Origin of the sequence: Streptomyces sp. RP5T (assembly GCF_003933965.1) — a bacterium.
In the GTDB taxonomy this organism is placed as follows: Bacteria; Actinomycetota; Actinomycetes; order Streptomycetales; family Streptomycetaceae; genus Streptomyces.
Window position 1 is genome coordinate 19,786 of the sequence record NZ_RSAJ01000050.1, and the last position, 7,538, is coordinate 27,323.

General features: G+C 70.1%; 5 protein-coding genes. 4 read left to right on the plus strand and 1 reads right to left on the minus strand.

Going from position 1 to position 7,538, the window contains the following annotated elements:
* The first annotated feature begins 136 nt into the window (after window positions 1-136).
* From EHS43_RS08320 to EHS43_RS08335, 4 genes are all read left to right on the plus strand, one after another.
* Window positions 137-2,188: a discoidin domain-containing protein gene (locus tag EHS43_RS08320; RefSeq protein WP_125189887.1), complete on the plus strand. Its 2,052-nt coding sequence runs from the start codon at window positions 137-139 to the stop codon at window positions 2,186-2,188.
* A 24-nt stretch (window positions 2,189-2,212) separates the two neighbouring features.
* The gene (locus tag EHS43_RS08325; RefSeq protein ID WP_125189888.1) at window positions 2,213-2,803 is read left to right on the plus strand and encodes a TetR/AcrR family transcriptional regulator; all 591 of its coding nucleotides are present in this window, start codon (window positions 2,213-2,215) and stop codon (window positions 2,801-2,803) included.
* A gap of 64 nt (window positions 2,804-2,867) precedes the next feature.
* Complete coding sequence (locus tag EHS43_RS08330; RefSeq protein ID WP_125189889.1) at window positions 2,868-3,215, plus strand: VOC family protein; 348 nt, start codon at window positions 2,868-2,870, stop codon at window positions 3,213-3,215.
* 54 nt (window positions 3,216-3,269) lie between these two features.
* On the plus strand, window positions 3,270-5,648 hold the full coding sequence (locus tag EHS43_RS08335; protein ID WP_125189890.1) for an excinuclease ABC subunit UvrA: 2,379 nt from the start codon (window positions 3,270-3,272) through the stop codon (window positions 5,646-5,648).
* A 26-nt stretch (window positions 5,649-5,674) separates the two neighbouring features.
* On the opposite strand, the gene EHS43_RS08340 is transcribed toward EHS43_RS08335, so the two are convergent.
* Window positions 5,675-7,538: PAS domain S-box protein (locus tag EHS43_RS08340; RefSeq protein WP_125189891.1), on the minus strand; the 1,864-nt coding region annotated here is incomplete at its 5' end.

Genomic DNA, 7,538 nt, shown 5'->3' on the forward strand with positions numbered 1-7,538 from the left:
ACTGTCCCGGACCCTTGACTCGGAACGCGCCCGGTCGCGATCCTCGACGCATCTATTGCGCCGGTCATGACAACTCCAAGGGCAGTCAAAGCGCCCTCGGTCGACGGCGCCTCCCGTCGACCGAGGGACGTGGGCCATGGCTGGGCGCTCCTGCCGCACCCGCAAGAACATCACTGTCGTGTCCGTGCTCTTCCTGGTGCTGGCCGCCATCCTCGGCCCCACGCCGAGCTCGGCGGCCACCGACTGGTGGACACCGACGGCCAGGCCGGCTCCCGACGCCCAGGTCAATGTGACCGGAGCGCCCTTCACCGGTACCAACTCCGCCGGTGAGGTGCAGGGGTTCGTCGACGCCCACAACCACCTCTTCTCCAACGAGGCCTTCGGCGGGCGGCTGATCTGCGGCAAGGTGTTCTCCGAGTCCGGAGTCGCCGACGCGCTCAAGGACTGCCCCGAGCACTACCCCGACGGCACTCTCGCGATCTTCGATTACATCACCCACGGCGGCGACGGCAGGCACGACCCGACCGGCTGGCCCACCTTCAAGGACTGGCCGGCGTACGACTCGATGACCCACCAGGCCAACTACTACGCCTGGGTGGAGCGGGCCTGGCGAGGCGGCCAGCGCGTCCTGGTCAACGACCTCGTCACCAACGGGGTGATCTGCTCCGTCTACCCCTTCAAGGACCGCAGTTGTGACGAGATGACCTCGATCCGCCTGCAGGCCAAGCTCACGTACGACCTCCAGGCCTTCATCGACAAGATGTACGGCGGCCCCGGCAAGGGCTGGTTCCGGATCGTCACCGACAGCGCGCAGGCCCGGCAGGTCATCCAGCAGGGCAAGCTGGCGGTCGTCCTCGGTGTGGAGACCTCCGAGCCGTTCGGCTGCAAGCAGATCCTGGACATCGGGCAGTGCAGCAAGGCGGACATCGACAAGGGCCTCGACGAGCTGTACGGGCTCGGCGTGCGCTCGATGTTCCTGTGCCACAAGCTCGACAACGCCCTGTGCGGGGTCCGCTTCGACGAGGGCGGTCTCGGCACCGCCATCAACGTCGGGCAGTTCCTGTCCACCGGCACCTTCTGGAAGACCGAGGCCTGCAAGGGCCCGCAGCACGACAACCCCATCGGTACCGCGGCCTCCGAGGCCGAGGCGGACCTCCCGGCCGGCGTCGAGGTCCCCACGTACGACAAGGCCGCCCAGTGCAACGTCCGCGGGCTCACCGATCTCGGTGAGTACGCCGTGCGCGGCATGATGAAACGCAAGATGATGCTCGAGATCGACCACATGAGCGTCAAGGCCACCGGGCAGGTCCTCGACATCTTCGAGGCCGCGAACTACCCGGGCGTGCTCTCCTCGCACAGCTGGATGGACCTCAACTGGACCGAGCGGGTCTACGCCCTCGGCGGTTTCGTCGCCCAGTACATGCACGGCTCCGAAGGGTTCGCCGCCGAGGCGAAGCGCACCGACGCGCTGCGCGACAAGTACGGCGTCGGATACGGCTACGGCACCGACTTCAACGGCATCGGAGACCACCCCGCACCGCGCGGAGCGGACGCCGCGAACAAGGTGACGTACCCCTTCAGGAGCGTCGACGGCGGCTCGGTCATCGACAGGCAGACCTCCGGGCAGCGCACCTTCGACCTCAACACCGACGGGGCCGCCCATGTCGGCATGATCCCGGACTGGATCGAGGACATCCGGCTCGTCGGCGGACAGGGCGTGGTCGACGACCTGTTCCGGGGTGCCGAGTCCTACCTCGACACCTGGGGCGCCTCCGAGCAGCACCAGGCGTCCGTGAACCTCGCGGCCGGCAAGGCGGCGACGGCGAGTTCGTCGGAGTCCAACCCGTTCACCAGCTACCAGCCGGGCCGCGCGGTGGACGGCGACGACTCCACCCGCTGGGCCAGCGACTGGAGCGACGACCAGTGGTGGCAGGTCGACCTGGGCGCCACCCACCGGGTCTCCAAGGTCACGCTCGACTGGGAGCGGGCGTACGGGAAGTCGTACCGGATCGAGCTCTCCACGGACGGCACGAACTGGACGACCGCCTGGTCGACGACCTCCGGCGACGGCGGGCTCGACACGGCGAAGTTCGCGGGCGCACCGGCCCGTTACGTCCGCGTCCACGGTCTCGCCCGCGGCACCGACTGGGGATACTCACTCCACGAGGTGGGCGTCCACAGCGGCTGACCGACACGACAGCGGGGGACACGTATGGCACGCATGCCGTCGGCCGAGCGGCGCAGGCAGCTGACGGAAGCGGCGATCAGGGCGATGGCCCGGGACGGCGTCGCGAAAACGACGACCCGGTCCATCGCCGCCGAGGCGGGGGTGTCCCTCAGCGTCTTCCACTACTGCTTCGACTCCAAGCAGGCCCTGATCGAAGCCGTGATCACCACGCTCACCGATCAGTCGGTGAGCGTGGTCCAGGAGGCGCTGCGCCCCAGGGCCACCCTGGAGGAGACCGTCGCCGCCGGGTTCCGGGCCTACTGGGACCACGTCCGCGCCCACCCCGAGTCGCACATGCTCACCTACGAGCTCACCCAGTACGCCCTGCGCGAGCCCGGCTTCGAGCACCTGGCCAGACGCCAGTACGAGCTCTACGGCGAGGCCTACGCCGAGCTCATCGAGCAGCTGAGGGCGGACATGGAGCTGGAGCTGCGGGTGCCCGTGTCCGTGCTGGCCCGCTATCTCGCGGCCATGACCGACGGGCTCACCCTGAACTACCTCGTCCTCGGCGACGCGACCGCCTGGGCGGACATCCTCGACACCGTCACGGCGCACATCGCGGGGCTGGTGCGCTGAGACCGGGCGGGACGGTCAGGATTCGAGAAGCGCGCTCCGGGCTGCCGTGGCTAGCGTGACGGACATGGACATCCGGATTCGCGCGAGCTTCCTCCCGTACCACGACCCGGCGGCCGCCCTGGCCTTCTACCGGGACGTGCTGGGCTTCGAGGTGCGCGGTGACGTGGGCCGCGGCTCACTGCGCCGGATCACCGTCGGCCCCGCGGGCCGGGCCGGGACCTCGGTCGTGCTGCGCCCGGCGGGCGAGGACCCCGAGCTCCTGCTCGCCACCCCCGGCCTCGACGCCGTCTTCGAGCGGCTCCAGGCCCGCGCCGAGGTGATCCAGGAGCCGATCGAGCAGCCGTACGGCGTTCGGGACTGCGCCTTCCTCGACCCCGCGGGCACCGTGATCCGCGTGCAGGAGCTGCGCTGAGGCGTGCGGGTCGACATAGTGTTCGAAGTTGTCGAAACGGGAGGACCAGTCACCATGAGCAAGGCCCCGCGGACCGACGCGCCGCACGCCGCTGACAGCCACGACCTGATCCGCGTGCACGGAGCGCGCGAGAACAACCTCAAGGACGTCAGCATCGAGATCCCGAAGCGCCGGCTCACGGTCTTCACCGGGGTCTCCGGCTCCGGCAAGAGTTCGCTGGTGTTCGACACCATCGCCGCCGAGTCGCAGCGGCTGATCAACGAGACCTACAGCGCCTTCGTGCAGGGCTTCATGCCGACCCTGGCCCGGCCCGAGGTCGACGTCCTCGACGGCCTGACCACCGCGATCACCGTCGACCAGCAGCGCCTCGGCGGCGATCCGCGCTCCACCGTCGGCACCGTCACCGACACCAACGCCATGCTGCGCATCCTCTTCAGCAGACTCGGCACTCCGCACATCGGCTCGCCCAAGGCGTTCTCCTTCAACGTCGCCTCGATCAGCGGCGCGGGCGCGGTCACCGTGGAGCGCGGCGGGCAGACCGTGAAGGAGCGCCGCAGCTTCAGCATCGTCGGCGGCATGTGCCCGCGCTGCGAGGGCCGGGGCACGGTCAACGACATCGACCTCACCCAGCTCTACGACGACTCCAAGTCGCTCGCCGAGGGCGCGATGACCATCCCCGGCTACAAGGCCGGCGGCTGGAACTACCGCCTCTACAGCGAGTCCGGCTTCTTCGACGCGGACAAGCCGATCCGGAGGTTCACCAAGCGCGAGCTCCAGGACTTCCTGTACCGCGAGCCGACCAGGATGAAGATCGCGGGCATCAACATGACCTACGAAGGTCTCATTCCGCGGATCCAGAAGTCGATGCTCGCCAAGGACCGCGAGTCGATGCAGCCGCACATCCGCGAGTTCGTGGACCGGGCGATCACCTTCATGGTCTGCCCCGACTGCGGGGGCACCCGGCTGAGCGAGGGCGCCCGGTCCTCCAAGATCAGGGGGATCAGCATCGCCGACGCCTGCGCGATGCAGATCAGCGACCTCGCGGAGTGGGTGCGCGCGCTGGACGAGCCCTCGGTCGGACCGCTGCTGACGGCGCTGGGGGAGACCCTCGACTCCTTCGTGGAGATCGGGCTCGGCTACCTCTCCCTCGACCGGTCCTCGGGCACCCTGTCCGGCGGCGAGGCACAGCGCACCAAGATGATCCGCCACCTCGGCTCCTCGCTCACCGACGTCACCTACGTCTTCGACGAGCCCACCATCGGGCTGCACCCGCATGACATCCAGCGCATGAACAACCTGCTGCTGCGCCTGCGGGACAAGGGCAACACGGTCCTCGTCGTGGAGCACAAGCCGGAGACGATCGTGATCGCCGACCATGTCGTCGACCTCGGCCCGGGCGCCGGCACGGCGGGCGGCTCGGTCTGCTTCGAGGGGAGCGTGGCGGGGCTGCGGACCAGCGGCACCGTCACCGGGCGCCACTTCGACGACCGGGCCGGGGTCAAGGACACCGTCCGCAAGGCCACCGGCGCGCTGGAGATCCGGGGCGCGAGCACGCACAACCTCCAGGACGTCGACGTCGACATCCCGCTCGGGGTGCTGACCGTGATCACCGGGGTGGCCGGGTCCGGCAAGAGCTCACTGGTGCACGGGTCGATCCCGGCCGGGGAGGGGGTCGTCTCCGTCGACCAGGGCGCCATCCGCGGCTCCCGGCGCAGCAACCCGGCGACCTACACCGGACTGCTCGAACCGATCCGCAAGGCGTTCGCGAAGGCCAACGGCGTGAAGCCGGCGCTGTTCAGCGCCAACTCCGAGGGCGCCTGCCCCACCTGCAACGGGGCCGGGGTCGTCTACACCGACCTCGCGATGATGGCCGGAGTCGCGACCACCTGCGAGGAGTGCGAGGGGAAGCGGTTCCAGGCCTCGGTGCTGGAGTACCACCTCGGCGGGCGGGACATCAGCCAGGTGCTCGCGATGCCGGTGACGGAGGCGCTGGAGTTCTTCGACAGCGGCGAGGCGCGTACGCCGGCCGCGCACCGGATCCTGGAGCGGCTCTCGGACGTCGGGCTCGGCTACCTCACCCTCGGCCAGCCGCTCACCACGCTGTCCGGCGGCGAGCGGCAGCGGCTGAAGCTGGCGACCCACATGGGCGACAAGGGCGGGGTCTACGTCCTCGACGAGCCGACCACCGGTCTCCACCTCGCCGATGTCGAACAACTCCTCGATCTGCTCGACCGGTTGGTGGACTCCGGCAAGTCCGTCATCGTCGTCGAGCACCACCAGGCGGTCATGGCCTACGCCGACTGGATCATCGACCTCGGGCCGGGCGCGGGCCATGACGGCGGGCGGATCGTGTTCGAGGGGACACCGGCGGAGCTCGTCGCCACGGGAGACACGCTCACGGCGCGGCACCTGGCGGCCTACGTGGGGGAGTGACGGGACGTTCCGGCCCCGGCCCCGGCTCACAGCTTCAGCGTGAACCACGTCGTCTTGCCGTCGTCCGTGGGGCGCACGCCCCAGGTGTCGGCGAGGGTGCGGACCAGCAGGAGGCCGCGGCCGGACTCCTCGTCGTCGGCGGCGAGGCGGGGCTGCGGGAGATGGGGGCTGCGGTCGCTGACCTCGACGGTCAGGCCCGTGTCGGTGCGGCACAGATGGACACCGATCGGGCCCTCGGCGTGCTGGACGGCGTTGGTGAGGGTCTCGGAGAGCAGCAGCAGCGCCTCGTCGGCGGAGTCGGCGCAGTCCCAGGAGAGCAGGGCCTTGCTCAGGAAGGCCCTGCCCTCCGGGACCGACGCGGGGGTGGCGGCGAGGTCGCAGCTCACTGCGTCCGGCGGGGCGTCCGGCAACTGGGCGAGCAGCAGGGTGACGTCGTCGTTGTGGCTCTCCGCGTCCGGCAGCAGACCGGCGAGGACGTGGTCGGCGGCGGCCTCCAGACACGGGGGGTCGAGGAAGAACTCGGCGAGCACGGAGGTGAGTTCGCCGACCCGTTCCTCGATGTCGCTGCCGGGCGTCTCGATGAGGCCGTCGGTGTAGAGGACCAGGGTGGCGCCGGGCGGCACCGCCACGGAGGACTGCTCGTACAGGACGTCGCCGACTCCGAGCGGGGCGTTCACCGGCACGGCGAGGCTGCGGACCCCCTCGCCGGGGATGGCCACCAGGGTCGGCAGATGGCCGGCGGAGCAGACGGTGACCGTGCCGTTGTCCGGGGCGATCGTGAGGTAGCAGCAGGTGACGAGCTGGTCGGGGACGTCGAGGTCGGTGACGCAGTTCTCCAGCTCCTGCATGAGCTGACGCGGCTGCATCCCGGTCTTGGCCAGGGCGTGCGCGGCCGAGCGCAGCTGGCCCATCACGGCGGCCGCTTCCAGGCCGCGGCCCATGACGTCCCCGATCAGGACGCCCACCCGGCCGGCCCCCAGGGGGATCAGGTCGAACCAGTCGCCGCCCACGCCGGCGCCCTGGGTTGCGGGGCGGTAGCGGCTGGCGGTGGCGAGGCCGGGGATGGCGGGCGGGGTGCCCATCAGGCTGCGCTGGAGGGTGAGCGCGATGTGCCGCTGCTGTTCGTAGAGTTCGGTGAGTTCGGCCTCCGCGCGTTTGCGGTCGCTGATGTCCCGCACGATGGCACAGGCGCCGACGACCTTGCCGTCGGTGTCCCGCGTCGGCCACAGGGTGACGTCGACGTCCAGCAGGGTCTCGAACTTGGTGACCCGCAGGGTCTCGAAGTGCTCCACCTTCTCGCCGTGCCGCAGCCGTTCCAGCATCGCGTCGATGTCGCCGTGCAGTGTGGCGGGGGAGAGCATCGACACGTGGCGGCCGATGGCCTCCTCGGCGGTGTAGCCGTACAGCCGCTGGGCGGCTGCGTTCCAGTAGGTGATGTACCCGTCGAGGGTCTTGGCGAGGATGGCGTCCTGGGAGGACTCGACGAGCGCGGCGAGCTCGTTGATCCGGGCCTCCGCGGCCTTGCGGTCGCTGACGTCTCGGACGGCGGCGGAGACCAGCAGTCCGTCCGCCGTCTCCATCGGGCTCAGGCTGATCTCCACGGGGAACTCGGTGCCGTCCTTGCGCAGCCCGTGCAGGTCGAGTCCGGCGCCCATCGGACGGACCTGGCGGTTGGCGGCGTACTGGCCGCGGTGCACGCCGTGCTGGGCACGGAAGCGGTGCGGCATGAGCAGCTCGACGGGACGGCCGAGCAGGTCCTCGCGCGCGTAGCCGAAGAGCGCCTCGGTCTGGGCGTTGACGAGCTTGATGATGCCGGTGTCGTCGACGATGACCATGGCATCGGGAGCGGCCTCCAACAACCCCCGAAACCGCTCCTCGGCGGCCCCGGGG